Here is a 24516-nt window from a genome sequence, read left to right as displayed (position 1 = left end):
AACGTATGACCTCGCTTCGTCCGTGCCCGTCCCGCCCGCACCTCCCGTCCCGCCGGCCCCGCACGCGAGGCCTCCTCGCGGCAGCCGCCGTCGCCGGCGCCGTCGCGCTCCTGGCCTCCGGCTGCTCGAGCGACGTCTCCGACGCGGCGTCGAGCCCGTCCACCACGGGTGCTGCGGTCGAGACCCTCTGGGGTCCCGTCACCGTGCCCGCCCACCCGACCCGCATCGTCGCCCTCGGCTTCCCCGAGGCGACCGCGCTCGCCGACCTCGGCATCACGCCCGTCGGACGGCCCACCTACATCCCGGAGCTCCCGGCCTACACGACCCTGTTCAAGGACGTGCCCGTGGTCGAGGACGCCGACGGGAAGCCCGACCTCGAGAAGATCGCAGCGACCCACCCGGACCTGATCCTCATCGACGAGTTCGCCGACAAGAAGGACAAGGCGACCTACGACAAGCTCTCCGCGATCGCGCCGACCGTCGACCTCGAGTGGAAGATGGCCGCCGGGAACTGGCCGGCCGAGGCGCAGGGCACCGCGGAAGCGGTCGGGAAGACCGCCGAGCTGGACAAGCTCAAGGCCGGCTACGAGGCGCACGCCGACCAGATCAAGAAGGACTTCGCCGACGTCCTGGCGACGCACACCGTCGACCTCGTCTCGGGCGACGCCAACAACTGGTTCCTCTACTCCGAGGGCTCGTCCCACGGCCGCGTGCTCGTCGACGGCGGGGCGCGGCTCGGCGCGGCGGCGAACCAGAAGGACGGCTTCGTCCAGTACTCGCCCGAGCACTACGACCTCCTGAAGGACACCGATCTGATCTTCGTCGCGGGCAAGGACGAGGCGGCGATCGCGCCGGTCACGTCTAACGCCGTCTTCGCGGCCACCAAGGCCGCGAAGGAGGGTCACGTCGTCGCGACGAACTACTTCTTCTCGAGCAGCTACCAGATCGCGAACGCCCTCCTGGACGACTTCCAGAAGGGGCTCGAGGAGCTGAAGGCCAAGTGACCGCGGTCTCCGCACCGGCCGCCCCCGACCGGACCGCAGCAGCGGCTCGGCCGGGGGCCGCGGGAGAGCGCGCCCGCGGAGTGGCCCGCGCGACCACGACGCGCGGCGCCTGGTGGCTCGCGTCGCTCGGGCTCCTGCTCGTGGTGCTCCTCGCGAGCGTCCTCGTCGGGTCCAAGCATCTCGGGGTGGGCACGGCCTTCACGGCTCTGTTCGACCCGCACGCCGGCGGGCCGGCGCTCGTCGTCCGTGACCTCCGCCTGCCCCGCACGGTCCTCGGCCTCGTCACCGGCGTGGCGCTCGGCGTCGCGGGCGCGCTCATCCAGGCGCTGACACGCAACCCGCTGGCCGACCCGGGCATCCTCGGTGTCGGCACCGGATCGTCGCTGTTCGTCGTCGTCGCGGTCGCGTTCTTCGGCGCGACGCAGGTCACCGGCTACGTGTGGTGGGCCATGGCCGGTGCGGCCGTCGTGACGCTCGTCGTGCTCGTCGTCGGGTCGGCGGGCCGCGGCGGCGGCACGCCCGCACGGCTCACGCTGACCGGCGTCGGGATCGGTGCCGTCCTCGGCGGCGTGTCGACCGGGATCACGTTCCTCGACCCGCGCGCGTTCGACTCGATGCGGAGCTGGGTCGCCGGCTCGGTGTCCGGACGGCCGCTGTCGGTCACCGGGGAGGTCCTGCCGTTCGTCGTCGTCGGGCTCGGGTGCGCGGCACTCGTCTCGCGCGAGCTCAACGTCATCGCCCTCGGCGACGACCTCGCGAACGCGCTCGGCGGGCGCGTCGTGCGGGCCCGGGTCCTCGTCATCGCGGCCGTCACGCTCCTGGTGGGGGCCGCGACCGCCGCCTCCGGGCCGATCGGGTTCGTCGGGCTCATGGTCCCGCACGTCGCCCGCTGGCTCGTCGGCCCCGACCAGCGCTGGATCCTCGCCTTCTGCCTCACGCTCTCGCCGAGCCTCCTCATCGCCGCCGACGTCGTCGGACGCGTCGTCCTGCACCCCGCCGAGGTGCCCGCGGGCATCGTGACCGCGTTCGTCGGCGCACCGATCCTCATCGCGCTCGCTCGGCGCACGAAGGCGAGCGGACTGTGAGCGCGCCGGCTGCGGCACCCGCGGTCGCCCGGACGCACGTCGTCCGGCTCCCCGGGTTCTCGACCCGCGTCCACCCGCGGACGGTCCTCGTGTGCGGGATCCTCGCCGCCGTCGTGGTCGTGCTGTTCCTGGTCTCGCTCGCCACCGGCGACTACCGGCTCACGCTCGGCCAGGTCACCAGCGCGCTCACGGGCCACGCCGACGGCCTCGTGCGGACGGTCGTCCTCGACTGGCGCCTGCCGCGGGCGACGCTCGCGCTCCTGTTCGGCGCCGCCCTCGGGCTCGGGGGCGCGGTGTTCCAGTCGCTCACGCGCAACCCGCTCGGCAGCCCCGACATCATCGGGTTCGACTCGGGCGCCTACACCGGCGCGCTCGTCGTCATGCTGTGGTGGCACGGCGGCGTCGGGCAGCAGACGACCGCCGCGGTCGTCGGCGGCCTCGCGACGGCGTGCGCCGTCTACCTGCTCGCCTACCGCCGCGGCGTCCAGGGCTTCCGGCTCATCATCGTGGGCATCGGCGTGAGCGCGATGCTCGGCGCCTTCAACACGTGGCTCATCCTGACCAGCCGGCTCCAGGACGCGATGGGCGCGGCGGCGTTCGGCGCGGGATCGCTCAACGAGGTCGGCTACGGGCAGCTCTGGGCGGCGCTCGCCGTGCTCGGGGTGCTCGTCCCCGCCGTGCTCGCGCTCGGGCGGCGCATGCGCCTCCTCGAGATGGGCGACGACGCCGCCCGTCAGCTCGGCGTGCCGGCCGAGCCCACCCGGCTCCTCCTGGTCGCCGTCGGCGTCGGCCTCACCGCCACGGTCACGGCGATCGCCGGGCCGATCGCGTTCGTGGCGCTCGTCGCGCCGCAGGTCGCGCGTCGCCTCGTCGCGTCGCCGGGGACGACGCTCGTCGGGTCCGCCCTCACGGGCGCCGTGCTGCTCCAGTCCGCCGACTGGACCGCGCAGCACCTCGTGCCCACCACACCGCTGCCGGTCGGGGTGGTGACCGTCGTCCTCGGCGGCAGCTACTTCGTCTGGCTCCTCGTCAAGGAGGGAATCCGCTCATGACCAGGCTCCAGGTACGCGACGCGTCGCTCGGCTACGACCGCCGCCTCATCAGCGAGCACCTCGACCTCGACGTGCCCGACGGCGCGTTCACCGTCGTCGTCGGGCCCAACGCGTGCGGCAAGTCGACGCTGCTGCGCGCCCTCGCGCGGCTGTTGCGGCCGTCCGCGGGGAGCGTCGTGCTCGACGGGCGCGACATCCACTCCTACCGCGCCAAGGAGGTCGCACGACGGCTCGGGCTGCTGCCCCAGAGCTCCGTCGCACCTGACGGGATCACCGTCGAGGAGCTTGTCGCACGAGGCCGCCACCCGCACCAGCGGCTGCTGCAGCAGTGGACGACGCAGGACGAGGAGGTCGTGCAGGAGGCGATGGCGGCAACGGGCGTCACGGCGCTCGCCGGCAGGCTCGTCGACGAACTGTCAGGCGGGCAGCGCCAACGCGTCTGGGTGGCGATGGCGCTCGCGCAGGAGACCGACCTGCTGCTTCTCGACGAGCCGACCACATTCCTCGACGTCGCGCACCAGATCGAGCTCCTCGAGCTGTTCCGCCACCTCAACGTCGACCGCGGGCGGACGCTCGTCGCCGTGCTCCACGACCTCAACCACGCGTGCCGGTACGCGGACCACATCGTCGCGATGGCCGACGGGCGCGTCGTGGCGCAGGGCTCTCCGGCGGACGTCGTGACGGCCGAGCTCGTCCACGAGGTGTTCGGGCTGCCCGCGCACGTGTTCGCGGACCCTGTCGCCGGGACGCCGCTCGTCGTGCCGTCAGGGCCGCCCGGGAGCGCGTTCGGCCCCGACCGTCGGTACGACGGGGCTCGCCGGGCCGAGCCGGCGCCCGAGCCCGCTGTCGTCTGAGCCCGCTGTCCGTCTGAGGCGGGCCGGGCGTCCGCCGTCAGGTGCGTCGTCGGCCCGCGACCAGACCCCAGAGGAACAGCACGACGAGCGACCCGACGAACGCCCAGAACCACGTCGACAGCGACCAGAAGTGCTGGTTCGGGTTCGCGCCGAACGCGCGGCCGATGAACCCGCCGACGATCGCGCCGAGCACGCCGACGATCAGGGAAATGAACCAGCCGCCGCCCGCCCGCCCGGGCAGGACGGCCCGCGCGATGGCGCCCATGATCAGGCCGATCACGATCCAGGACAAGAACCACATCGTCTGTTCCTCTCTGTCGTTCTTCGGGCGGACGGCGTGCCGCCCCTCAGCTGGTCGGACGGTGGACGTCCTCGACCATGAGATCGACCGCGACCTGATCGGCGTCCAGCCGTACGCCGGTCGCCGCGGCGACCACGTGGCGGACCTCGGTGCGAACCCGCTCCGCGACCGCTGCGATCGCGGAGCCGAAGGCGACCGACACCTCGACACGCACCGAGTCCAGGTCGTCGTCGTCGTCGACGACGCACGTCACCTTGAGCGTTCGGACGTCACCGATGTCGTCGAGGTGCTCGCGGATGCGGGTCACGAGGACCGGTACTGCGACCTCGAACGTCCCGTGAGCGTGGCGGCCGACCACCGAGCGCGCGGGGCGCACGACCCGGAGTGCCCGCTCGAGCACGCGTGGGTGGGCGCGCACCCAGCCGTCGTCGGTGAGCGCCCGAAGCGTGCTCGCGGCGCGCGCGAGAAGCTCGTCGCCGCTCGGCGGCACGGTCTCGTGCTCGTCCTTCATCGCCACGGCTCCAGTCTGCTCGCGAGCGCCGTGCGCGCACGATGGAGCGCCCCGCGCACGGCCGTGACGGTGGTCGCCTGGACCTCGGCGACCTCCGCATAGCTCAGGCCCTCCACGTCACGCAGGATCCAGCAGGCGCGCTGCATCACGGGAAGCTCGTCGAGAGCCTTCTCGAGTGCGTCGACGAAGGCGTCTCCGATCGCCCGACGGTCAGGTCCCGCGTCGTGGGCGCCGAGGACCGTCGCCGGCTCGTCCGGGTCGGGCAGGGGGCCGCGGGGGTGTCGCGCGTCCCAGCGCAGCCGGTGTCGCGCGTGATTGGCAGCGATGCCGAGGAGCCAGGTGCGGAACGCGGAGGCACCGCGGTAGCGGTCGAGCGAGGTCCACGCCGTCACGAAGGTCTCCTGTGCGACGTCGTCCGCCTCGTCGGGTCCGACGAGGCGCGCAGCGAATCGGTGCACGACCGGCCCGTGCCGGTCGACGAGGTCGGCGAACGCGCGCTTGTCGCCCAGGCGGGCGCGACGCGCGAGCTCGTCGTCGGCCTCGGCCTCATGAGCCGGGCTGTGACGCAGATCACTCACCTCCCCGCGTGACGTTCTCGTCGTCTCGGGCACTCACCAGTGTCAGCACAACGACGTCGTTTCGCACGGCACGATCGCGTGAGGCGGCTCAGTTCACCCGGCTCGCACCACCGTGCGGGACGGGCGACGCAACGAGAGGACGGCACCATGGCCGACGACAAGACCCCCGCCACGAGCGGCACGAACCAGCAGGACGGCCCTCTGGCGACCGATCACGGCGTCACGACCATCGCCGACGGCGTCGTCAGCAAGATCGCCGGGATCGCGGCGCGTGACGTCACCGGCGTCTACGCGCTCGGTGGTGGAGCCGCGCGAGCCTTCGGCTCGATCCGCGAACGGATCCCGGGCGGCTCGACCAACTACTCCCAGGGTGTGAGCGTCGAGGTCGGGCAGAAGGAGGCGGCCGTCGACGTCGACCTCGTGGCCGACTACGGCGTCGCGATCGCTGACGTCGCTCAGGCGGTGCGCAAGAACGTCGCGGCGTCGATCGAGCGCATGACCGCGCTCAAGGTGATCGAGGTCAACATCAACGTCACTGACGTGCACCTGCCCGAGGACGACGACGAGTCGGCCGACGACGAGCCCAGGGTCCAGTGAGCGACACCCGACGGAGCTCGATCACTGGACCGTCGGGCCCGGCGCCCGCCGAACCCGACGCGTGGACGACGACAGCGGTGCGAGCCCGTGAGGCCGCGCTGACGGTCGAGGGGGTGACGCGGCTCTCGACCGGCCCCTTCGGGGAGATCGCGACCTATCTTCCCGGCAGGCGCAACGTCCCGGGGATCCGCCTGACCCCGTCGGAGCTTCACGTGCACGTGGTCATCGAGGCGACCGCCGCGATCCGCGAGGTCGCCGAGCGGGTGCACGAGGCGGTCGACCTGGCCACCTCCGACCCGGGCCGGCGCGGGCCGGGAGCCCGGACGGTGGTCGTCCACGTCGACGACCTCGACGTGCCGACCGGGCGGGCTGCCCGCGGCACCGACGGTGTGCGCGCCGTCGACGAGCTCGAAGAAGGAGACTGAGATGAACATGACGGTGGCAGGCCTGTTTGTGGGGCTCTTGCTGGCGGTGGCCGCGACCACGGGCGGATTCGCCGGGTTCCTCCTTGCTGTCGTGCTCGGCGCGATCGGCCTCGTCGTCGGCGCCGTCCTGGACGGCCGGGTCGACCTCGGTGCCTTCGTCAACGGTCGTCGCCGTGGTTGACGACACCGTGGTCTCCGGCGAGACGACGGTCGCCGACCGTGCGCTCGCCCGGATCGCCGAGCACGGCGCCCGGTCGGTGCTCGGGCACCTCGCCGCAGCATCTGGACGGCAGGCGAAGGTGTCGCTCGGTCGCACGGGGCGTGTGCCTCGGGTCGACGTCCGCGTTCGTGCGGTCTGGCCGGAGCCGGCGGCACAGGTGGCGCGCCGTGTCGCGGACCGCGTCCGGTCCGATCTCGGCACCTACGCGAGCCTCGACGACTGCGCCGTCGACGTTCTCGTGGACGGCTACGACGTGGCTCCGGTCCGTGGTGGTCGACGTGTCCGGTGAGGAGGAGGGCGTGGTCCGCGGACCTTGCTCGGCGCTCGTGCCGCCGCATACAGCGGGCCCCCGGACCGTCGCGGTCCTCGGGGTGCTGGTCCTGCTGGGCGCGGCTGTCCTGGCGGCTCAGGCGGCGCTCGTGGCGTGGGGCGCGCTGTCCGGTAGTTGGGTCGTCGAGGCTGCTCGATGGGCCGACGGCCGCGACGCGCGGGGTCGTGTCCCTCTGCTCACCGGGGTGTGCTGCGTCGTGCTCGGCGTCGGTGTCGTGGTCGCGTGCGCCCGCCGTCGGCGGCATCTGAGCGTGCTCCTGCACGTCCCTGCCCTGTACCTCGAGCCCCAGGACGTCGCACGCGTCGCGTCCCGAGCGGCGTCGGAGGTGGGCGGCGTGCTCGACGCGTCGTCCTCGGCGTCGAGCAGGCAGGTCGTCGTGCACGTGACCTCGCTCGACCCTGCGGCGGTCCGAGCCGACGTCGAGCGTGCCGTCGTGGGGCGTCTCGCCGCGCTGACCGCGGTGCCCGCGGTCGAGGTGCGGGCCGGTCGCCGAGACCGGTCGAGGGTCCAGCGCCACGCCGTGGTTCTCGAACAGGGTGACGTGACGGGGGTGCGCCGATGAGACGGTCGCGCAGAGGCGTGGTGGTCCTGGACCGCGTCATCGGCGTCGTCGTTGGAGTCGCGCTCGTGGCCGCAGGCATCCTGCTCGTTGGGCTCGGTTCCGGCTGGGTCCAGGATCGTTGGCCGCAGATTCCTGACGTCGCCTCGACGTCGCGTGTCGTCGGCTGGAGCGAGGAGGAATGGTGGCCCTGGGCGCTCGCTGGGGGAGCGCTCGTGGTCGCAGCCCTCGCGGCGTGGTGGCTGCTGGCGCACCGGCCCGCGTCACGGCTCGGGGCCGTGACGCTCTCGGGCGGCGTCACAGGGACGCGGCTGCGCGTCGCGACCGACGGCGTTCTCGCTGCGGCGTGCCAGGTGATCGAGCGGGATCCCCAGGTGCGTTCGGCGTCGCTGGCGCTCGCGCGCGAGCGCGAGGGCGTCGTCGTAACCGGTCGTGTCCGCGTCGACCCGGGAGCAGCGATCGACGCGGTCGCGCGCCACGTTGCCGAGGCGCTCGACGAGCTCGCCGCCGTCACCGGTCTCGACGACCTCGCCGGGCGAGTCCACATCGCCGTCGGGGGAGGGGCGACGGCACGCCGTGTCGGCTAGCAGGCACGGCCCACAACCACACAGATGTCGGGCCCGAGTCACCGGGTCCGTCTGGAAAGGAGAGATGAGATGGGCATCGGAGACAAGATCGAGCACGCCGCCGAGGAGGCCACCGGCAAGGTCAAGGAGGCCGTCGGCAAGATGACGGGCGACTCCTCGACCGAGGCCGAAGGCAAGAAGGACCAGTCGAAGGCCAACGTCAAGCAGGCCGGCGACAAGGTCAAGGACGCCTTCGACAAGTAGGCGAGCGCCGCTGAGGCGGGTCGGGCCCTGTGGGGTACGGCCCGTCTCGGCGTATTTCAGCGACCGTGCTCGGCGAGGATCTGGTCGAGGTCCATTCCCGTGAGGAGCTGGTCGAAGTCGATCTCGCGGGCGGTCGCGACGAGCTCGGGCGTCGCGAACACTCGTCCGTCGCGGCGCACCTCGACGCCCTCGGGCAGGTCGGCGTTGAGACGGTCGAGGACGGCGTCGTCGACGCCGCGCGCGTCAAAGTCGCCCCCGACGCTCGCGAGGTAGTCCGCGGACACGGTGTAGGCGATGGTGCGGATCTCGACGGAGGGCTGCGCATCGGTCATGCGACCAGCCTGCGCCTCAGGCGGGGTCGTCGGCGAGCCGGAACGCGAGCTCGGTCTCCCAACGGCTCATGTCGGGCTCGACGCGCGGGTCGGTGAGGTAGCTCTCGAGCCGGCAGCCCCACACGTCACCCCGGTCGCCGGGCCGGACGTCGAAGCGCAGCCCGGCGTCGTCGGCCCAGCGCAGGAGGCGCCCGGTCGCGTCCGCGAGGGTGTCCGGGTGCCCGGTGTGCACGACGGTCGCGTACCGGCCCGCGGGCAGGACGCCGGCCTCGAGGTCGCCGAGGTCCGTTCCGGCCGCGACGAGCGAGGTGAGGGGGACGCCCGCCTCGACGACGAGCTCGTGCTCCATGTCGATGACGACATACCGGAAGAACGGCGGCCCGTCGACCGTGAGGCCCGGGCGGTCCGCCTGGCCGATCACGCGCGGGATCTCGTCCGCGACGCCGGGGAGCCCGGGCATCGGGACGGACCGGGTCACGGCGACGTAGGGGGTGGCGGGCCGCTCGGCGACCCGGGGTTCGTTCGTCATGCCCGTACCGACCGTGCGGCTTCCCGCGACTCATCGGCCCCCTCACGGCCCCGAGACAGGCGAGGGTCATGGACGCTCGAGGTACCGGCGCTCGTCGGAGGTGCGGACGGCGTCGCGCCGGGCGGACATCTCGGCGCCGTCACGAAGCTCCTCGAGAGCCCAGCGGCCGAGCCGGCGCAGAGCGCCCCCGTCTTCGGGACGCTGACGACGCCCGGCCGGAGCGGTGGACCGGGTCGAGGAGGTGTCGCGGGCCGACCCGAGAGCGCGGTCCGTGACGGGAGGGCAGGAGGGGAGCGAGTGAGGGTCGGCGGTGGTCATGTCCACCACGGTGCCCCCGCCCACTGACGGCACGGGAGCGAATTGACGATCGTCGTCAATCGGCGCGGCCGGCGTGGGTCCCGGTGGGCACGATGGTCCCGTGACCATGACGATCGACGTGACCGGGCTGCCCGCGACGTCGTACCTCTTCGCCCCGTCGCCGGTGTCCGAGCTGACGGCGGCCCTGCACCTGCTCGTCGAGCCCTAGCACCACCCCGCGCAGTCGACGCAGGTGCAGGCGATGTCGGCGGCCGCCGGCCAGGACCTCGTCGACCGCGCGACGGCGTTCGGTCACCTCTGGGACAAGTCGTGCGCGGACTTCCTCCTGCCGGCCCGCCCGGCCGCGACGCTCGCGCTCGAGCTGGACGCGATCGACGAGCTCGACGACGAGGCCTGGGTCGACAACGTCCTCGTCACCTCCCGCTGCGGGGCTCTGGCCCGCTCGATGGGGTTCGGGTCGGTCCTCGCCGACGACCGCGCCGTCGAGCTGGCCCGGGATCGCGCCGCCGCGTCGGGGCCGGCCGCGCTCGCGTTCGTGAACCGGATCCTCGAGGACCCGGTCAAGGTCCGGGGCGAGGTGCGGCTGCTCCTCGAGGACTGCCAGCAGGCCTTCTTCGACCAGGTGTGGCGCACGCTCGTCGCGCACCTCACCGTCGACGCGCGGCACAAGACCGACCTGCTGTGGAACCACGGGCCGGCGCGTGCGGTCGCGGCCGTCGCACCGGCGGTCCGGCTCGACGAGCAGGGTCAGCGGATCGTCGTCGACAAGCTCATCGACGTGCACGTCTCGGCGCGCGGCGCCGGCGTGACGTTCCTGCCGACCGTGCTCGGCGACCCCCACCTGCTCGTGGTCCAGGCGCCCGGCTGGCAGCCCTTGGTGCGCTACCCGGTCGCGGGTCGCTACGCCCAGCAGACGGCGTCGGGCGACGTCCAGCAGCGCCTGCGCGCGCTCGACCACCCGATGCGCCTGCGCCTCGGGCGCAGCCTGGTCGCCGGCCCGCACACGACGACGGAGCTCGCCGACATCTGGGACGTGTCCGCCCCGGAGATCTCGCGGCACCTCGCGGTGCTGCGCGACGCCGGGCTGGTCGCGGTCGAGCGGCGCGGTCGCTACGTGACGTACCGCCTCGACGTCCCGGCGGTCGCGCGGCTGCGCGCCGACGTCCTCGAGGCGATGCTCCGCTGAAGGCGTGGCACTGTGTGCTACACGTTGCTACGCTGAAGCGGTGTCCCTCCAACCCGAGATCAGCCAACGCGACCTTCGCCTCCGGTCGAAGGAGATCATGGACGCGGTCGAGGACGGGCAGAGCTACACGGTCACGCGCGACGGTCGCGAGATCGGTGAGCTCGTCCCGCTGCGCCGTCGTCGTCGTTTCGTGAGCCGCACGGAGTTCGCCGCGATGTCCCGCACCTCGCCGGGCTTCGACCTCGAGCGTCTTCGTGCGGAGCAGGAGGCCGTGCTGGACGGAGACCTGGACGACCCCTATGCCCGGTGAGCGCAGCCGGGGCTCCTCGACACCAACATCCTGGTCCTCCGCCGGTGGGTCGACCCTGCGGTCCTCCCCGACGAGGTGGCAATCAGCGCCGTTACGCTCGCCGAGCTCTCAGCGGGCGTCCAGCTGGTCGCCGGTGACGATGCCGAGGCGCGAGCCGAGCGAGCCCGGCGCACGGACGTCCTCCAGCGCGTCGAGAACGAGTTCGACCCCATCCCGTTCGACGTGGAGGCGGCGCGGATGTTCGGCCGCCTGAGCGCTGCCGTGCGCGACGCCGGCAGGACGCCTCGTCGCCGGGTCGCGAACCTCATGATCGCGGCTGTCGCCGCCGTCCACGGTCTTCCGCTCTACACGACGAACCCCGGTGACTTCGCCGGGCTTGACGGCCTGGTGGACGTCGTCGCCGTCACACGACCGGCGGACGGCGCGTCGAGCTAGCCTGCGCTCCGCCACTCAGACGAACGACCGGGCCTTGCGTGCGGTGGCGTAGACCCCGCGCAGCACGCGGGACGTCGTCGTCGGGCCGGCGTGCTTCTGCTCGGTCCGTTCGGCGAGCCGCCGCGCGACCCAGCCCACCAGCGGCACGAGGACCGCGACGATCACGAGCGTCCGCAGACGCACCTTGAGCAGCTTCCACATGGGCGCCTCCTCGGTCGCGTCCCCCGACCGTAGGCAGGCCCGGGCCGCTACGCGCGCCGGGCCGCCCCACCGCTCACGGTCCGGTGACGACGTTGACGAGGTGCGGAGCCCGCACGACGACGCGCCGCACGGCCGCACCGTCGACCCGCCGACGCACGGTGTCGCTCGCGAGCGCGAGCGCGCGCAGCTCGTCGTCACCGATACCGGGGTCGACGTCGAGCCGGTCGCGGACCTTGCCGTCGACCTGCACGACGGCGACGACCGTCGCCGCGCGCTCGGGCGGCGCCTCGACCACGGGCCACGGCGCGAGCGCGACGCTCGGACCGTGACCGAGACGCCGCCACAGCTCTTCCGCGGTGTACGGGGCGAACAGGGACAGCACGACGGCGGCGGCCTCGGCCCCCTCACGGACCGCGTGCGCCACCGCGTCGGCCGGTGGGTCGCCGGCGCCCGACGCCGCCGCACGCAGCGCCCCGACGAGTGTCATGAGCCTCGCGACGGCGACGTTGAACCGGTCCGTCTCGACCAGCGCCTCGATCTCGGTCAGCAGGTCGTGGACGGTGCGGCGCACGTCGGCCGCGGTGTCGTCCCCGTCGCGACCGGCCACCGTCGCCTCACGCTCGCCGCGCCCGGGGCGGGCCGGCGACTCCAGGCGAGTGACGTCGTCGGACAGGCGCAGGGCGCGCCGCAGGAACCGCTGCATCGCGGCGGGCCGGACGTCCGCCCAGTCCACGTCGTCCTGCGGGGGCCGGAGAACAGCAGCGCGACGCGGACCGCGTCCACGCCGTACCGGTCGAGCTGCTCGCCCAGGCCGACGCCGTTGCCGAGCGACTTGCTCATCGCCTTGCCCGCGTTGACGACCTGGCCCTGGTTGAGCAGCGTGGCGAAGGGGTGCGTCGTCGGGCCGGAAGAGCCGGACGCCGGGGTCGGCCTGGAGCGCGGCCCAGCGCTCCTGCCAGGCACGCTCGGTCTCGGGCGGGACGGGACGGGGGTCGGTGCGCTCGGCGCTGGTCACGGGAACTCCTCCACGGTCGGGCTGGCTCCGGGCACGAAAAGCCCCTCCGGGGAGGGGCGAGCCGCGTCGAGAGTGCCCGTGGGAGCCGGGTCGACGCGGCTAGGTAAGGAGGAGTCGAACGGTGCGCATGCGAGCAGCGTACGCGCTCACATCCAGTCCTTGCGCTTGAAGACGATGTACAGGGCGACGCCGAACGCGACCATCGCCGCGAGGGCGAGCGGGTAGCCGAGCAGCCAGTGCGTCTCGGGCATGTGGTCGAAGTTCATGCCGTAGATCGCGCCGATCAGCGTCGGCGCGAAGAGGATCGCCGCCCAGCCGGAGATCTTCTTCATGTCCTCGTTCTGCCGCTGCCCGACGAGCGTGGCGTTGACGCTGAGGATCTGGGACAGCGCGTCGCGGAGGCTCTCGACGCGCGAGTCGACGCGGGCGAGGTGGTCGGCCACGTCCTGCAGGTAGCTCTGCAATGCCTCGGGGATCCCGTACCGGTCGAAGCCCTGCCGCAGCGACTCGAGCACGTCCGTGAGCGCCGACGTCGCGTGCTGCAGGTCGATGACCTCCTGGCTCAGACGGTAGATCCGCTCGGTGACCGCGGCGTCGCCGCTGAAGACCTGCCGCTCGATCTGCTCCTTGTCGACGGCGAGGCCCCGCAGCACGGGCACGTAGCCGTCGACGATCGCGTCGAGCAGGCGGTAGAGCACCGCTTCGGGGCCGAGGCGAAGGAGCTTCTCGTCGTCGAGGAGCGTCGCGTCGTCGGCGTCGTCGGCGTCGTCGGCGTCGTCGGCGTCGTCGGCGTCGCCGGTCCCGTCCGTGGCGCCCGGGAGGGCGGCCTCGTCGGAGCCGTCGATCCACCGGCCGTCCTGGCACAGGACCGCGATCGCGTTCCCACGCACGACCACGTGGAACTCGAAGAAGTCGACGTCCTCGAGCTCGTCGACGTAGCGGGCCGAACGGACCACGAGGAACAGGACGTCGCCGTAGCGCTCGAGCTTGGGGCGCTGCCCGGCGTGCTGGAGGTCCTCGACGAGGAGCGGGTGCAGGTCCCACGCGTCGGCGAGCTCGTCGATCGCGGCGGGGGTCGGCGTGGGGAAGAGGACGAGCGCCATGCGCTCGGGGGCGGCGTCGGCGAAGTGCAGGGCGTCCGCGACGGTCGTCCCCGGCGGTGCGAAGGACAGGTGACCGTCGACGACGTAGCGCGTCCGGGGAGGGGACGACGGCGTGCCCGGGGTCACGCCGCGGGTCCGGGCCGGAGCGTCGTGCGGTCGCGCCATCGGGTGCTCGCCTCCTGCGGGTCGTCGTCGTTGCCGGGGCCCGACCATCGTCGCCGGGCCGGGACGCTCGTGCCACCCGCGGGACGTGCGACGCTGGGCGGCGCGGTCAGGCGTCGGTGGCGGTGGCGCGGGCCCCGACGTGCCCGCGCCCGGCCCGGCCCGACGCCGCGCCGACGGTCTGACTCAGCCCGTGCGCACCCAGCCGAGCGCCGGGGCCAGGTGCTCCGCGACGTCGGTGACGATCTGCATGTAGTCGTCGCGCTCGAACGTGAACGGCAGCGCGAAGGCCACCTCGTCGACCTCGCGGAACGCGGCGTTCGCCTCGAGCCTCTCGGCGATCTGCTCGGACGTCCCGACGAGGTCGGGGGCGAACATCATGCGCGCCGGCCCCTGCGGCTCGCGGGTGCGCGGCAGCCGCGAGGCGGCGTACGCCTCGTAGCGCTCGCGCTGGTCGCGGCTCGCGGAGTCCGTCGGCACGACGACGAGCCCCTGGGACACGCGTGCCGCCTCGCCGGCCGGGTGGTGGGCGCGGAACGCACGGACCTGAGCGAGCTGCGTCTCCTCGAAGTCGTCGGAGTCCTCGGCCCTGACCACGCTGCTCGTCAGGAGGTTGAGCCCTTGCTCGGCCGCCCAGACGACGGACCGCATGCTCGCCGCGCCGTACCAGAGCCGGTCCGCGAGACCCGGGGAATGGGGTTCGACGCGCTCCGAGAAGGTCTCGATGCCCTGCGTCCCCGAGAACGACGACGCCCGCTCGCCCTTCAGGAGCCGCACGAGGCGGAGGACCCGCTCGTAACTGAAGTCCTCGGCGTCGGCCGTGTCGGGGTAGAGGGCGTCCTTGACGTCGTCGTAGTGCATGGGCGGGCCGACGCTCACGCCCGGGTTGAGCCGCCCGCCGGACAGCACGTCGACCGTCGCCAGGTCCTCCGCGAGCCGCAGCGGGTTCTCCCATCCCAGCGGCGTCACGGCGGTGCCGAGCTCGATGCGCGACGTGCGCTGCGACGCGGCCGCGAGCACCGCGACCGGCGACGAGATGCCGTGCTGCAGGTGCCGGTGGCGGAGCCACGCGCTGTCGTAGCCGAGCCGCTCGCCGAGCTCGATCAGCTCGAGCGTGGCTTCGTGGCCGGCCCGCGGGTCGGCCGGGTCGAACAGGCCGATCGTCAGGAAGCCGAGGCGGCGGAGCGGGCGGTTCGTCGTGGGCACCCGCTCACTCTACGAGCGGCCCGCCGGCTGCTCGCGCGCGAGGATCCGCTCGACCGTCGGCAACAGGTGCGAGTCCGCGAGCGGGAGGCCGCGGGCGTCGTCGGGGGTCACGAACCGGAGCTCGTCGTGCTCGCCGGGTGCGAGGTTGCGCGGCGTGCCAGCCCACCGGTCGACGCGGTAGACGTCGAGGTCGTAGTCCTCGCCGGCCACATGCGCCGCGGGTAACGCCGGGACCTCGGCTGCGACCCCGAGCTCCTCGCGCAGCTCGCGGACCAGAGCGTCGCGCGCGTCCTCGCCCGGCTCGACGTGCCCGCCGGGCAGGTCCCACACCCCGGGGAACCAGCGCCGGTGGGCGGACCGCAGCGCGAGGAGGACGGCGCCGTCGTCGACGAGGAGACCGGCGACCACCTGGTGTCGGGGCATACCGCCACCGTAGACGTGGGGACCGACCACCCCGGCCGTCGAGATTCCGGAGGCTCGACATCGGTCAGCGGCGGGGGGCTCACGCGTCGGGGATGACCCGCACGAACGCGTCGGGTCGGTCGACGTCGGGGTCGGGGCCCCGCGCACGCCCGTGTTGAGGGCGTCGATCGACGCGAGCTCGTCGGCGGTGAGCTCGAAGCCGGTCACGTCGAGGTTCTCCGCGATCCGGCTCGGGGTCACGGACTTCGGGATGGCGGACCGGCCCTCCTGGAGGTGCCAGCGCAGCATCACCTGCGCGGGCGTCCTGCCGTGCGCGGCGGCGATCGCACCGATGGTCGCGTCGCTCAGGGTGCTGCGCCGGTCGTCGTCGCCCCAGCCGGGGTAGAACGTGATGCCGCCGATGGGCGACCACGCCTGCGTCACGATGCCGTGGCGCTCGTCCGCGGCCTGGACCGCGGGCTGCTGGAAGTACGGGTGCAGCTCGACCTGGTTGACGGCGGGAACGACGTCGGTGGCGTCGAGCAGCGCGTCGAGGTGACCGGGCATGAAGTTGCTGACGCCGATCGCGCGGACCGCGCCGTCGGCGAGGAGCTTCTCGAGCGCACGGTAGGCGTCGAGCGTCGCGTCGAACCGGGCGGGTGCCGGCTGGTGCAGGATCAGCAGGTCGATCCGGTCGATGCCGAGCTTGCCGGTCGCCTTCTCGAACGCGTGCAGCGTCTGGTCGTAGCCGTAGTCCGAGACCCACACCTTCGTCTCGACGAACACGTCGTCGCGGTCGAGGCCGGACTCGCGGATCGCGCGCCCCACCTCCCGCTCGTTGCCGTACGCGGCGGCGGTGTCGACGTGGCGGTATCCGACCTCCAGCGCGGTGCGGACGGCCGCGACGGTCTCGTCGGGCGGCGTCTGGAACACGCCGAAACCGAGGGCCGGCATCGTCACGCCGTTGTTCAGGGTCAGGGTGGGGATCGTGGTCATGTCTCCCACCGTAGGAACAAGCGGCGCGGCGAGGGAGTGCCGGGTCTTCCCGGTACTGGCAGAACCTCCCTCGGCCCGGGGCGCCCGTCGTACGGTCGAAGGCATGGACCTGAGAGCCGACACTCGCGAGTTCCTCGTGTCGCGTCGCGGCCGCATCACCCCCGAGCGAGCCGGCCTGCCCGCGTACGGTGGGAACCGGCGCGTGCCGGGGCTGCGCCGCGAGGAGGTCGCGATGCTCGCGGGCGTGAGCGTCGACTACTACACGCGGCTCGAGCGCGGGAACCTCTCGGGAGTCTCGGAGGAGGTCCTCGAGGCGCTCGCGGAGGCGCTCCAGCTCGACGACGCCGAGCGCGCCCACCTGTTCGACCTCGCCCGCGCGGCGAACACGTCGGGCGCGGCGCGTTCACGTGCGCGCCGGGCCGCGCCACCGGTGCTGAGGCCCGTCGTGCAGCGGATCCTCGACTCGCTCGAGCACGCGCCCGCCTTCGTGCGCAATGGCCGCCTCGACGTCCTCGGCACGAACCTGCTCGGCCGCGCCCTGTACGCCCCGCTCTTCGACTCGCCGTCGCGCACCCCGGGGCGGCCCGTGAACACCGCGCGGTTCCACTTCCTCGACCCCGACGGCGCGGCCGCGTTCTGGGGCAACCGCGCGGACCGGATGGCGCACGACGCCGTCGCGATCCTGCACGCCGAGGCCGGGCGCAACCCCGGCGACCGGAAGCTCATGGAGCTCGTCGGCGAGCTGTCGACCCGCAGCGAGGACTTCCGCCGCATGTGGGCCTCGCACGACGTCCGCTTCCACCGCAGCGGGACGAAGGTCTTCCACCACCCCGCCATCGGGCTGCTCGAGCTCGACTACGAGGCGCTCGTGCTCCCCGCCGACCCGGGCCTCCAGCTCAACGTCTACTCGGCGGTCCCCGGCTCGCCGTCCGCCGACGGCGTCGCGCTCCTCGCGTCCTGGGCCGCGACCACCCTCGCCACCCCCGCCCCGACGACGCGAGCCGCGGGACGGCCGCGGCGTCGTCGGGCACGACCCCGACCAAGGACTGAACCCGTGCAGAAGCTCGCCAAGCCCGCCACCGCCAAGAACCCGCCCGAGCGGTTCACGGGCGATGTGTGGCTCGACCCGATCGCGTCCCCGCAGGACGCCTACCAGCGCATGACCGTCGCGCTCGTCCGGTTCGCGCCGGGCGCCCGGACGGCCTGGCACTCGCACGCGCGAGGACAGACGCTGCACGTCGTCTCGGGGGTCGCGCTCGTCCAGTCGCGCGGCGAGGCCGTCGTCGAGGTGCACCCCGGTGAGACGGTCTACTGCCCGCCCGGCGAGGAGCACTGGCACGGCGCGACCGCGGACGACTTCATGGAGCACCTCGCGATGCTCGAGAACACCGACGACCCCGCCACCACGACGACGTGGCTCGAGCACGTCACCGAGGCGGAGTACGCGGCCCCGCCGACTCGCTGACGACCGCCGTCCCATCGCCGACGCGCGGGTTCACGGCCCGGCGGGGTTCGCGATCCGGAACATGAGGCTCAGCCGCCGGCTGTCGTCGCGGCGGGTCCGCTCGTCCGGGCGCAGACCGAGCTCCTGCACCGCGGGGATCTTGCGGATGGCCGCTGCGGACCGCCCGTTGCGCTCGTCGGTCCGGAGCTGGACCCACGACGCGCCCTGCGCGAAGACGAGGTCGAGGAGGAGCTGCTTGACCGCCCGGTTGAGCCCGGTCCCCCACTCCGCTCGGGCGAGCTGGGTCCCTCCGATCTCCGCCCCGTCCGGGTCGGCCGGGTCGTGCAGCACCGACGTCCTGCCGACGACGGCGTCTCCCCGCCACACCACGAAGGTCACCCGGTTCCCGTCCGCGAGCTTCGACCGGATCTCGGCGTCGAGGTCTGCGGCCCGGCTCGGGACGGCTCGGGGGATGTGCTCCCAGACCTGCGGGTCGTCGAGGGCGTCGAAGAGTGCCCCGGCGTCGTCGTCGGTGTAGGGGTGCAGCGCGACCGAGCCGACGGCGAGCTCGGCGGGGAGGTCGAGGGGCCAGCGCATCGGGCCGCCCTCACTCGTCGGTGGGCGGTGCGTCGGGGGCGGGTGCCCGGCGGCACGTCCTGCCCGACGTCCGTCCAGACCTCCGTCATCTCGGTCACGAGCTCGCCGCGGACGGTCACGAACGTCGCGACCTCGAAGTGCTCGAGCTCCCCGTCGCCCCGGCGCGTGACGTGCGCGCGGCACACGGCCCGGTCGCCGTCCGCGACGAGGTCCTCGACGACGAGCCGCTCGAACCCCGGATACTCGGCGTTCAGCCGCACCCACCCGTCGCGGTCGAGCGTCTCGCCCGTGTGCACGTAGCGGCAGGTGAAGGACGCGTCCAGCAGGGGGCGCGGTCGTCCCAACGGTGCTCGTCGATGGCCGTCGTCAGGGCGAGGAGCGTCTCTGCAGCGGGCATGGTCCGAGCGTTCCACGGCACTCCGACACGACCGCAGGTCCCGTCCGGCGCGCGGCTAGGCTGCCGCCATGCCACGCCCCGCGCCTGTGCTCCGGATCGCCACGCCCGACGACGCGGCCGCCGTCGGGCGTGTCCACCACACGTCCTGGGTCGAGACGTACACCGGCCTCGCGAGCCCGGAGTTCTGGGAGCGGGCGTCCGCCGAGCGCAGCGGCACCTGGTGGCGCGAGATGATCGCGCGCGGCTACCCGGCCACCGTGGCCGAGGTCGACGGCGAGATCGTCGGGCTCGCGCTCGCGGGCGAGAGCCGGGAGTCGGGCGGGCACCCGCCGGTCCGCGATCGCGAGCTCAGCAACCTCTACGTGCTCGCCGCGCACCACGGCAGCGGCGCCGGGCAGGCCCTCCTCGATGCCGTCCTGCGGCCGGGCACGCCCGCCCAGCTCTGGGTGGCGCGCGGCAACCCGCGGGCCGAGCGGTTCTACCGGCGCAACGGCTTCGAGCCCGACGGCGCGACCGACGACGGCGCCACGTTCGGTGGGATCGCGGCGTTCCGCATGGTGCGGTAGGCGATGGTGCGGTAGAGGACCAGTTCGAACGCCTGTTCGAGTGGGTGTCGGTGGGTCGGTGTTGACTGGGGGCATGACGACGACGGCGGGCGCGGGTTCTGATCTCGCTGTGCCCTCCCATTCCGGCCCGGAGGGCGGGGTGCCGTCGTTGAGTCTGGGGGAGGACGAGGCCACGGTGGCGGGGGTCGTGCGGGCGATCGGTCAGGTCGAGTCGATGATCCGGACCGCGACCGGGTGGCGGACCGAGCTGTTGGAGGTCGCGCGGCGGCTGGTCGAGTCCGACCCGGGGTCGTTGCTGGCCCCGGACCTGGCTCCGGATGCGTGGTCCGGGTCCGAGGACGCCACGCTGGCTTAGCGTGCCCTGGTCGCCGAGGTCGCGACGGCTCTCACGGTGCACGAACGCACCGCGTCGCGGTTGCTGGACGAGGCGCAGGTCCTGGTGGGTGCCCTGCCTGCGACGGTCGCGGGGATGCGGGCGGGTCGGGTGTCCTACCGCCACGCCCAAGCTGTGGTGGAGCACACCGGCGACCTCGACCCCTCCGACCGGGCCGAGGTCGAGACCGCGGCGTTGCCGGTCGCGGGGTCGATGCCGCCGGGTGCGTTCGGGCGCCACGTCGCCCGGTGCCGGGAGCGTCGGCTCGCCGAACCGGTCAACGTCCGCCACGAGCGGGCCGCGGCCCGCCGGTGGGTGCGGGTCGAACCGGCCCGGGACGGGATGGCGTTCCTCACCGCGTACCTGCCCGCGGCCACGGCGTGCGCGGTCGAGGACCGGATCGATCGGGCCGTGGCCGTGCTGGGTGGCCCGGATGAGCCGCGGACCGTCGACCAGCTGCGCGCGGACGTGCTGTCCGCGCTGCTGCTCGACGACGGCACCCTCGACCTGGCCGCCCTCAGCCTCCAGGTGCCAGTCGCCGACACCGGCCTGGACACTGACCCGAGCCATCGTCCCGGCGGCCCGGACGGTTCAGGCACCGAGCGGCCCGAGGAGGGGCCCGGCCGGGGTGCGGGAGCTGTGGGACCGGCTGCAACACGCCACGTTCGAGCCCGACGACTCTGCCCGGCGCGTGGCCGCGACCCGGGAGGCGATGGCCCGGATCGCGCGCAGCATCGTGCCCCACGTCACGGTCACCGTCCCCGTCCTCACCCTGCTTCGCACCCTGACCACCCAAGGCGAACCACCGCAGGGCACCGGCCTGGACGATCGCACGACCCCACCACGTTCGGCCGGCCCGCTACCGGCGTCATCGTCACCGCCGCCACCACCGGCACCGTCGCGGGTCGTTGAGGCGGCGTGCCCGCAGGTCGCGCACCTGGACGGGTACGGGCCGATCGACGACCACACCGCGACCCTCCTCGCGGCCCGGGCACCCTCGTTCCGGCGCCTGCTCACCCACCCCCACACCGGGGCCGTCCTCGCGCTGGGACGCGGCACCTACACCGTCCCGGCGGACCTACGCGCCTACCTGCGCCTGCGCGATGCCACCTGCCGGTTCCCCGGCTGCTCGCGGGCCGCGGGGCGCTGCGACACCGACCACACCGTGCCCTACGTCACCGGCGGGACCACCGACGCCACGAACCTCGCCCACCTGTGCCGCACCCACCACCGTCTCAAGCACGCCACCCGTTGGGACGCGCGCCACACCGGCACCGACGGCACCCTGGCCTGGACCTCGCCCACCGGACAAGAACACGTCACCCGACCTGCCATCACGCTCCCGGCGGACGACCCACCGTTCTGACCGAGCCGCCACACAGCCGACCGCCACTGTCGCACCTCGTGCACCCCGCCACGCTCGCCCGACGCGGCGTCCCGGCGCTACGCCACGAGCTCGCCCACGTACCGCGTGCTCCGGTCACGGTCGGTTCGGTCGTCGCACCCCGAGCCACTGCTCGGCGTCGTACGCCTCGAACCGCTCGACCTCGTCGAAGCCCAGCCTCGCCGCGAGGCGCATCGAGGCGCGGTTGGCCGTCTGGGTGCACAGGGAGATGGCCTCCCCGGCGTGCGCGCCGTCGAACCAGCCCAGCACCGCCGTGCACGCCTCGGTGGCGAAGCCGTGCCCCCACGAGCTCGGCAGGAACAGGTAGCCGAGCTCAAGCTCACCGAGCTCCGGGCCCCGGGGCCGGGGCGGTCCGTGTCGCGCGGGTCGACGGTGACGATGCCGATCGTCGTGCCGTCGTGCTCGACGACGAACAGCCCGGGCCGCCGCTGAGGAGGGTCGGGGAGGGCGTGCTCGATCTCGTCGCGTGGACGAGACCCGCCGACGTAGGTGCCGACCTCCGGGGACGACATCAGGTCGACCAGTGCCGCCCGGTCGTGGGCGTCGGGTTCACGCAGGACGAGCCGCGCGGTGCGGATCGGCTCGGGCGGCCAGGGCTGCCCGCTCATGCTGGCGACACCGCGTCGTCGGGTCGCACGTCCCCGTCGAGATACAGCCACCGCCCGGCCTCGCGGACGAACCGGCTGACCTCGTGCAGCCGGCCTCGCTCGCCGGTCGTGACGTCGCGGTGGTGGGCGACGAACTCGACCATCCCTGCGTCGTCGAACGGGCCACCGGCGCTGGTCGCGACCACGTCGAGCCGCCGCCACTGCAGGTCGGCGTCGAGCTCGAGCGACGCGGGACGGGTTCTCGGGTGCCACGTGGCGCTCAGGTAGGCGGCGTCGCCGACCGTGAACGCGCTGTACCGGGAACGCATCAGAGCCTCCGCCGTCGCGGCGTCCCGTTCACGACGGTGCAGCGGCCCGCAGCACGCTCCGTAGGTCTCGCCTGAGAGGCAGGGGCAGCGTGCGTCGTCGTCCATGGCCTCATCGTGCCGGATCATCGTCGGCCGTCGCCGCGCCGTGGCCCGCCCGCGAGCGGCGGGTTGAAGCGTTCCTCGGCGACCGCGACGACGAGCGCGAGCAGCACCGCCACCGCGCTCACCAGGGGTACGGACCGCACTCCGACGACGGCGACCAGCACTGCGCCCAGACCCGACCCGGCCGCGATGCCGAGGTTGAAGAGCGACGACGACACCGCCATGCCCATGTTCGTGGACCGGGGCGAGACGAGCATGACGCGGTGCGAGAGCGTCGGTGGGACGGTCGAGAACGCGAAGCCGAACAGGGCGAGCGCCACGACCGCCACGACGGGCCGATCGCCGAGCGCCCACAACCCGGCGAGGGCGACCACGAGCAGCGTCATCGCGCCGACGAGCACGCCGACGGGACGCGCGTCGATGAATCGGCCGACGACGATCGTGCCCGCGACCCCCGCGGCGCCCTGGATCAGCAGGAGCCGCGGGATGTCGTCCTGGGCGAAGCCCGCGACGTCGATGAGGTACTGCGTGACGAACGTGATGACCCCGAACGCGCCGGTGACGACCAGCACGGTCGTCACCATCTGGAAGCCGAACCGCCGGGCGCTCGGGTGCGGCGCGTGGCTCGCGCCCCCGGAGGCCGGGGGATCGTGGGGAACAGCACGAGCACGACGAGCGTCACCACGAGCGACAGCCCGGCGACCGCGGCGAACGTCCACCGCCACGAGGTCTGCTCCCCGAGCCACGTCCCCGCGGGCACGCCGAGCACCGGCGCCAGCGAGTTGCCGATGGAGAGGCGTGCCATCGCCTTGCCGCGGACGAGGGGCCGGAAGAGGCCGACGGTCGCGGGGATGACGGCCACCCAGAACAGCGCCTGTGCGGCGGCGGTGATGAGCCTCGCGGCAAGGAGCTGTTCGTAGCTGGGGGCGAGCGCCGCCCACAGGGTCGACAGCGCGGCGAGCCCCGCGCAGGCGGAGAGCACCCATCGCCGTGCCACACGGCGCGTCCAGTGCGCGAGGGGCACCGAGGCGACAAGCACGACGAGTGCGTACCCGGTGACGAGAAGCCCGATCTGGGACGTCGACCGGTCGAGGTCGGGTGCCATCAGGGTGAGCAGGCCGGAGGGCAGCGACTCGACCGTCACGAAGAGGAACGTCGACAGCGCCATCGCGAGGAGGATCACGGTGGCGCGGCGTTCGTCCACGGGCGGGACGACGGCGGGAGGCGCGGAGGGCGGGGCGGTCTCGGTCATGGGGATCGAAACGATTCTAGTGACAGTGCCCAGACCGGCGGGGCGGGCGTCAGGTCCGGAGGTGGGAGACGTCGCCGACGGTGACGACGGCGCGGTTGTGAAAGTACTTGTCCTCCCGCAGCGTCGTGATGCTGCCGGACGGAACCGGGAACGCGACGTGACCCGCGGCCCCGATGGGCATGCCGATCCAAGCGCTGACGACCAGCCCTGCCGTGAAGCCGTGCGTCACGACGACAAGCTCGTCGACGTCCAGCGCGAGCAGCTCCGTCATCGCCTCGTAGACACGGCAGGCGACGTCCAGCCTGGTCTCCGAGCCCGCCACGCCGTCGTGATGGCGGAGGCGGTCACCGACAGCGGGCGGCGGCACGAACCGTCCATCGAGCCAGGACTGCGGCCGGCCGCCTGCCTCCCCGTACGACTTCTCGCGCAACCGAGGATCGAGCATGGGCTCCGTGCCCAGGGCCCGCGCGATGACCTCCGAGGTCCGGCGGGTGCGCCGCAGGTCCGACGTCGTGATCCCCACGCGTGCATGCCTGTCGATGCGGTCGTGGAGCGCGACCGCGATCGCATCGGCGTCGCGCTCGCCTCGCTCCGTGAGCTCCGAGTCGAACTGGCCTCCGACCAAGCCCTCCATGTGATGCGTCGCCTCCGGATGCGTCACCACGCTCACCCGGCGCTCGCGGGCGGGGACACGGCCAGGGATCGGCGGGAGCGGGTACGGAGCAGGCTCGGACGCGTCCACGTGGCCAGCCTCCCACGACAAACGTCTGGCTGGGCGGCGGCGTCATCGTGTGCCCGGGAGTGACGATCGGCGAGAACACCGTCGTCGGGGCGGGGTCCGTCGTCGTGCGCGACCTGCCCGCGAACGTGGTCGCCGTCGGCAACCCGGGGCGGGTGGTGCGGTCGCTGGAGTGACGCGCGC

The 24516-nt window shown here is 73.3% G+C and carries 35 protein-coding genes and 5 pseudogenes; 22 read left to right on the top strand and 18 right to left on the bottom strand.

The annotated features are described in order from the left end of the window. The first annotated feature begins 5 nt into the window (after window positions 1-5). Genes QQK45_RS04855 through QQK45_RS04840 form a run of 4 tightly spaced genes read left to right on the top strand, consistent with a single transcriptional unit; the run spans window position 6 to window position 3995 of the window. Entirely contained in the window at window positions 6-1004 is a 999-nt protein-coding gene (locus tag QQK45_RS04855; RefSeq protein WP_284292296.1) for an ABC transporter substrate-binding protein, read from the top strand. Further along, window positions 1001-2089, top strand: a complete 1089-nt coding sequence (locus tag QQK45_RS04850; RefSeq protein WP_284292295.1) for a FecCD family ABC transporter permease — start codon at window positions 1001-1003, stop codon at window positions 2087-2089. The genes QQK45_RS04855 and QQK45_RS04850 overlap by 4 nt, the downstream gene beginning before the upstream one ends. Then, a complete protein-coding gene (locus QQK45_RS04845; RefSeq protein WP_284292294.1) occupies window positions 2086-3141 on the top strand; it encodes a FecCD family ABC transporter permease in 1056 nt (351 codons plus the stop codon). The genes QQK45_RS04850 and QQK45_RS04845 overlap by 4 nt, the downstream gene beginning before the upstream one ends. Further along, complete coding sequence (locus QQK45_RS04840; RefSeq protein WP_284292293.1) at window positions 3138-3995, top strand: ABC transporter ATP-binding protein; 858 nt, start codon at window positions 3138-3140, stop codon at window positions 3993-3995. The genes QQK45_RS04845 and QQK45_RS04840 overlap by 4 nt, the downstream gene beginning before the upstream one ends. 37 nt (window positions 3996-4032) lie before the next feature. Here the strand turns inward: QQK45_RS04840 and QQK45_RS04835 are convergent, their stop codons facing one another. From QQK45_RS04835 to QQK45_RS04825, 3 genes are read right to left on the bottom strand one after another with little or no spacing between them, the layout of a single operon-like run. Beyond that, entirely contained in the window at window positions 4033-4296 is a 264-nt protein-coding gene (locus tag QQK45_RS04835; RefSeq protein ID WP_284292292.1) for a GlsB/YeaQ/YmgE family stress response membrane protein, read from the bottom strand. Window positions 4297-4342: 46 nt separating this feature from the next. Then, entirely contained in the window at window positions 4343-4813 is a 471-nt protein-coding gene (locus QQK45_RS04830) for a hypothetical protein (RefSeq protein ID WP_284292291.1), read from the bottom strand. Continuing rightward, on the bottom strand, window positions 4804-5385 hold the full coding sequence (locus tag QQK45_RS04825; protein ID WP_284292290.1) for an RNA polymerase sigma factor: 582 nt from the start codon (window positions 5383-5385) through the stop codon (window positions 4804-4806). Before QQK45_RS04825 ends, QQK45_RS04830 begins: the two co-directional genes overlap by 10 nt. A gap of 147 nt (window positions 5386-5532) precedes the next feature. On the opposite strand from QQK45_RS04825, the gene QQK45_RS04820 reads away from it, so the two are divergent. From QQK45_RS04820 to QQK45_RS04790, 7 genes are all read left to right on the top strand, one after another. Then, window positions 5533-5982, top strand: a complete 450-nt coding sequence (locus tag QQK45_RS04820) for an Asp23/Gls24 family envelope stress response protein (RefSeq protein WP_284292289.1) — start codon at window positions 5533-5535, stop codon at window positions 5980-5982. A 113-nt stretch (window positions 5983-6095) separates the two neighbouring features. After that, window positions 6096-6407: a hypothetical protein gene (locus QQK45_RS04815; protein ID WP_284292288.1), complete on the top strand. Its 312-nt coding sequence runs from the start codon at window positions 6096-6098 to the stop codon at window positions 6405-6407. Window position 6408: 1 nt separating this feature from the next. Then, complete coding sequence (locus QQK45_RS04810; protein WP_284292287.1) at window positions 6409-6588, top strand: DUF2273 domain-containing protein; 180 nt, start codon at window positions 6409-6411, stop codon at window positions 6586-6588. Then, window positions 6581-6916: a hypothetical protein gene (locus tag QQK45_RS04805; RefSeq protein WP_284292286.1), complete on the top strand. Its 336-nt coding sequence runs from the start codon at window positions 6581-6583 to the stop codon at window positions 6914-6916. Before QQK45_RS04810 ends, QQK45_RS04805 begins: the two co-directional genes overlap by 8 nt. 10 nt (window positions 6917-6926) lie before the next feature. After that, window positions 6927-7520, top strand: coding sequence for a hypothetical protein (locus tag QQK45_RS04800; RefSeq protein WP_284292285.1), 594 nt, complete (start codon window positions 6927-6929; stop codon window positions 7518-7520). Between the two features lie 17 nt (window positions 7521-7537). Next, complete coding sequence (locus QQK45_RS04795) at window positions 7538-8104, top strand: hypothetical protein (protein WP_284292284.1); 567 nt, start codon at window positions 7538-7540, stop codon at window positions 8102-8104. 69 nt (window positions 8105-8173) lie between these two features. Then, on the top strand, window positions 8174-8347 hold the full coding sequence (locus QQK45_RS04790; RefSeq protein ID WP_284292283.1) for a CsbD family protein: 174 nt from the start codon (window positions 8174-8176) through the stop codon (window positions 8345-8347). Window positions 8348-8403: 56 nt separating this feature from the next. On the opposite strand, the gene QQK45_RS04785 is transcribed toward QQK45_RS04790, so the two are convergent. The 3 genes from QQK45_RS04785 to QQK45_RS04775 all read right to left on the bottom strand — a co-directional run bounded on the left by QQK45_RS04785 (window position 8404) and on the right by QQK45_RS04775 (window position 9526). Beyond that, complete coding sequence (locus QQK45_RS04785) at window positions 8404-8679, bottom strand: hypothetical protein (RefSeq protein ID WP_284292282.1); 276 nt, start codon at window positions 8677-8679, stop codon at window positions 8404-8406. A gap of 16 nt (window positions 8680-8695) precedes the next feature. Beyond that, window positions 8696-9208 carry a GyrI-like domain-containing protein gene (locus QQK45_RS04780; RefSeq protein ID WP_284292281.1) on the bottom strand — a complete coding sequence of 171 codons (513 nt, stop codon included), beginning with the start codon at window positions 9206-9208 and terminating at the stop codon, window positions 8696-8698. A 66-nt stretch (window positions 9209-9274) separates the two neighbouring features. Further along, window positions 9275-9526 (bottom strand): hypothetical protein, encoded by a 252-nt coding sequence (locus QQK45_RS04775; RefSeq protein WP_284292280.1) that lies wholly within the window; start codon window positions 9524-9526, stop codon window positions 9275-9277. Between the two features lie 106 nt (window positions 9527-9632). On the opposite strand from QQK45_RS04775, the pseudogene QQK45_RS04770 reads away from it, so the two are divergent. From QQK45_RS04770 to QQK45_RS04755, 4 genes and pseudogenes are all read left to right on the top strand, one after another. Then, window positions 9633-10412, top strand: a pseudogene (locus tag QQK45_RS04770) (DUF5937 family protein); the annotation flags it as partial. Beyond that, window positions 10404-10712: an ArsR/SmtB family transcription factor gene (locus tag QQK45_RS04765; protein ID WP_284294950.1), complete on the top strand. Its 309-nt coding sequence runs from the start codon at window positions 10404-10406 to the stop codon at window positions 10710-10712. The pseudogene QQK45_RS04770 and the gene QQK45_RS04765, both read left to right, overlap by 9 nt. Before the next feature lie 40 nt (window positions 10713-10752). Beyond that, window positions 10753-11022, top strand: coding sequence for a type II toxin-antitoxin system Phd/YefM family antitoxin (locus QQK45_RS04760; protein WP_284292279.1), 270 nt, complete (start codon window positions 10753-10755; stop codon window positions 11020-11022). 27 nt (window positions 11023-11049) lie between these two features. Further along, window positions 11050-11457, top strand: a complete 408-nt coding sequence (locus QQK45_RS04755) for a type II toxin-antitoxin system VapC family toxin (RefSeq protein WP_284294949.1) — start codon at window positions 11050-11052, stop codon at window positions 11455-11457. Between the two features lie 15 nt (window positions 11458-11472). Here QQK45_RS04755 and QQK45_RS04750 read toward each other — a convergent pair whose 3' ends face one another. The 6 genes and pseudogenes from QQK45_RS04750 to QQK45_RS22920 all read right to left on the bottom strand — a co-directional run bounded on the left by QQK45_RS04750 (window position 11473) and on the right by QQK45_RS22920 (window position 16542). Beyond that, window positions 11473-11658, bottom strand: coding sequence for a hypothetical protein (locus QQK45_RS04750; RefSeq protein ID WP_284292278.1), 186 nt, complete (start codon window positions 11656-11658; stop codon window positions 11473-11475). Between the two features lie 73 nt (window positions 11659-11731). Further along, window positions 11732-12549, bottom strand: a pseudogene (locus tag QQK45_RS04745) (class I tRNA ligase family protein); the annotation flags it as partial. 270 nt (window positions 12550-12819) lie between these two features. Then, complete coding sequence (locus tag QQK45_RS04740) at window positions 12820-13941, bottom strand: magnesium and cobalt transport protein CorA (protein ID WP_284292277.1); 1122 nt, start codon at window positions 13939-13941, stop codon at window positions 12820-12822. A 183-nt stretch (window positions 13942-14124) separates the two neighbouring features. Continuing rightward, complete coding sequence (locus QQK45_RS04735) at window positions 14125-15144, bottom strand: LLM class flavin-dependent oxidoreductase (RefSeq protein WP_284292276.1); 1020 nt, start codon at window positions 15142-15144, stop codon at window positions 14125-14127. A gap of 9 nt (window positions 15145-15153) precedes the next feature. Continuing rightward, the gene (locus QQK45_RS22925) at window positions 15154-15567 is read right to left on the bottom strand and encodes an NUDIX domain-containing protein (protein WP_431310227.1); all 414 of its coding nucleotides are present in this window, start codon (window positions 15565-15567) and stop codon (window positions 15154-15156) included. Window positions 15568-15646: 79 nt separating this feature from the next. Next, a pseudogene (locus tag QQK45_RS22920) lies at window positions 15647-16542 on the bottom strand (aldo/keto reductase). A gap of 103 nt (window positions 16543-16645) precedes the next feature. Here QQK45_RS22920 and QQK45_RS22915 point away from each other — a divergent pair. Next, the gene (locus QQK45_RS22915) at window positions 16646-18007 is read left to right on the top strand and encodes a (R)-mandelonitrile lyase (RefSeq protein WP_431310226.1); all 1362 of its coding nucleotides are present in this window, start codon (window positions 16646-16648) and stop codon (window positions 18005-18007) included. A 30-nt stretch (window positions 18008-18037) separates the two neighbouring features. Here QQK45_RS22915 and QQK45_RS04715 read toward each other — a convergent pair whose 3' ends face one another. Then, window positions 18038-18583 carry a GNAT family N-acetyltransferase gene (locus QQK45_RS04715; protein ID WP_284292274.1) on the bottom strand — a complete coding sequence of 182 codons (546 nt, stop codon included), beginning with the start codon at window positions 18581-18583 and terminating at the stop codon, window positions 18038-18040. 465 nt (window positions 18584-19048) lie between these two features. Between QQK45_RS04715 and QQK45_RS04710 the strand changes: the two genes are divergently transcribed. The 4 genes and pseudogenes from QQK45_RS04710 (at window position 19049) to QQK45_RS04695 (ending at window position 21285) form a co-directional block, all read left to right on the top strand. Then, complete coding sequence (locus QQK45_RS04710) at window positions 19049-19546, top strand: GNAT family N-acetyltransferase (protein WP_284292273.1); 498 nt, start codon at window positions 19049-19051, stop codon at window positions 19544-19546. A 148-nt stretch (window positions 19547-19694) separates the two neighbouring features. Beyond that, entirely contained in the window at window positions 19695-19901 is a 207-nt protein-coding gene (locus QQK45_RS04705) for a hypothetical protein (RefSeq protein WP_284292272.1), read from the top strand. A gap of 6 nt (window positions 19902-19907) precedes the next feature. After that, window positions 19908-20435 (top strand): annotated as a pseudogene (locus QQK45_RS04700) (DUF222 domain-containing protein); the annotation flags it as partial. A gap of 112 nt (window positions 20436-20547) precedes the next feature. Next, a complete protein-coding gene (locus QQK45_RS04695; RefSeq protein ID WP_284292271.1) occupies window positions 20548-21285 on the top strand; it encodes an HNH endonuclease signature motif containing protein in 738 nt (245 codons plus the stop codon). Window positions 21286-21399: 114 nt separating this feature from the next. Here the strand turns inward: QQK45_RS04695 and QQK45_RS04690 are convergent, their stop codons facing one another. Then, on the bottom strand, window positions 21400-21621 hold the full coding sequence (locus QQK45_RS04690) for a GNAT family N-acetyltransferase (protein WP_284294947.1): 222 nt from the start codon (window positions 21619-21621) through the stop codon (window positions 21400-21402). On the opposite strand from QQK45_RS04690, the gene QQK45_RS04685 reads away from it, so the two are divergent. After that, the gene (locus QQK45_RS04685) at window positions 21601-21756 is read left to right on the top strand and encodes a hypothetical protein (RefSeq protein WP_284292270.1); all 156 of its coding nucleotides are present in this window, start codon (window positions 21601-21603) and stop codon (window positions 21754-21756) included. The genes QQK45_RS04690 and QQK45_RS04685 overlap by 21 nt on opposite strands. A gap of 172 nt (window positions 21757-21928) precedes the next feature. Here QQK45_RS04685 and QQK45_RS04680 read toward each other — a convergent pair whose 3' ends face one another. From QQK45_RS04680 to QQK45_RS04665, 4 genes are read right to left on the bottom strand one after another with little or no spacing between them, the layout of a single operon-like run. Continuing rightward, complete coding sequence (locus QQK45_RS04680; RefSeq protein WP_284292269.1) at window positions 21929-22345, bottom strand: YchJ family protein; 417 nt, start codon at window positions 22343-22345, stop codon at window positions 21929-21931. Between the two features lie 17 nt (window positions 22346-22362). Next, window positions 22363-22926, bottom strand: coding sequence for an MFS transporter (locus tag QQK45_RS04675; RefSeq protein ID WP_284292268.1), 564 nt, complete (start codon window positions 22924-22926; stop codon window positions 22363-22365). Continuing rightward, the gene (locus QQK45_RS04670; RefSeq protein ID WP_284292267.1) at window positions 22920-23594 is read right to left on the bottom strand and encodes an MFS transporter; all 675 of its coding nucleotides are present in this window, start codon (window positions 23592-23594) and stop codon (window positions 22920-22922) included. Before QQK45_RS04670 ends, QQK45_RS04675 begins: the two co-directional genes overlap by 7 nt. A gap of 49 nt (window positions 23595-23643) precedes the next feature. After that, entirely contained in the window at window positions 23644-24336 is a 693-nt protein-coding gene (locus QQK45_RS04665) for a histidine phosphatase family protein (protein WP_284292266.1), read from the bottom strand. 20 nt (window positions 24337-24356) lie between these two features. On the opposite strand from QQK45_RS04665, the pseudogene QQK45_RS04660 reads away from it, so the two are divergent. Continuing rightward, a pseudogene (locus tag QQK45_RS04660) lies at window positions 24357-24509 on the top strand (sugar O-acetyltransferase); the annotation flags it as partial. Window positions 24510-24516 lie beyond the last annotated feature (7 nt).

Origin of the sequence: Luteimicrobium album (genome assembly GCF_030161555.1) — a bacterium.
Classification (GTDB): domain Bacteria; phylum Actinomycetota; class Actinomycetes; order Actinomycetales; family Cellulomonadaceae; genus Luteimicrobium; species Luteimicrobium album.
This window is presented reverse-complemented; position numbering and strand designations above follow the sequence as displayed.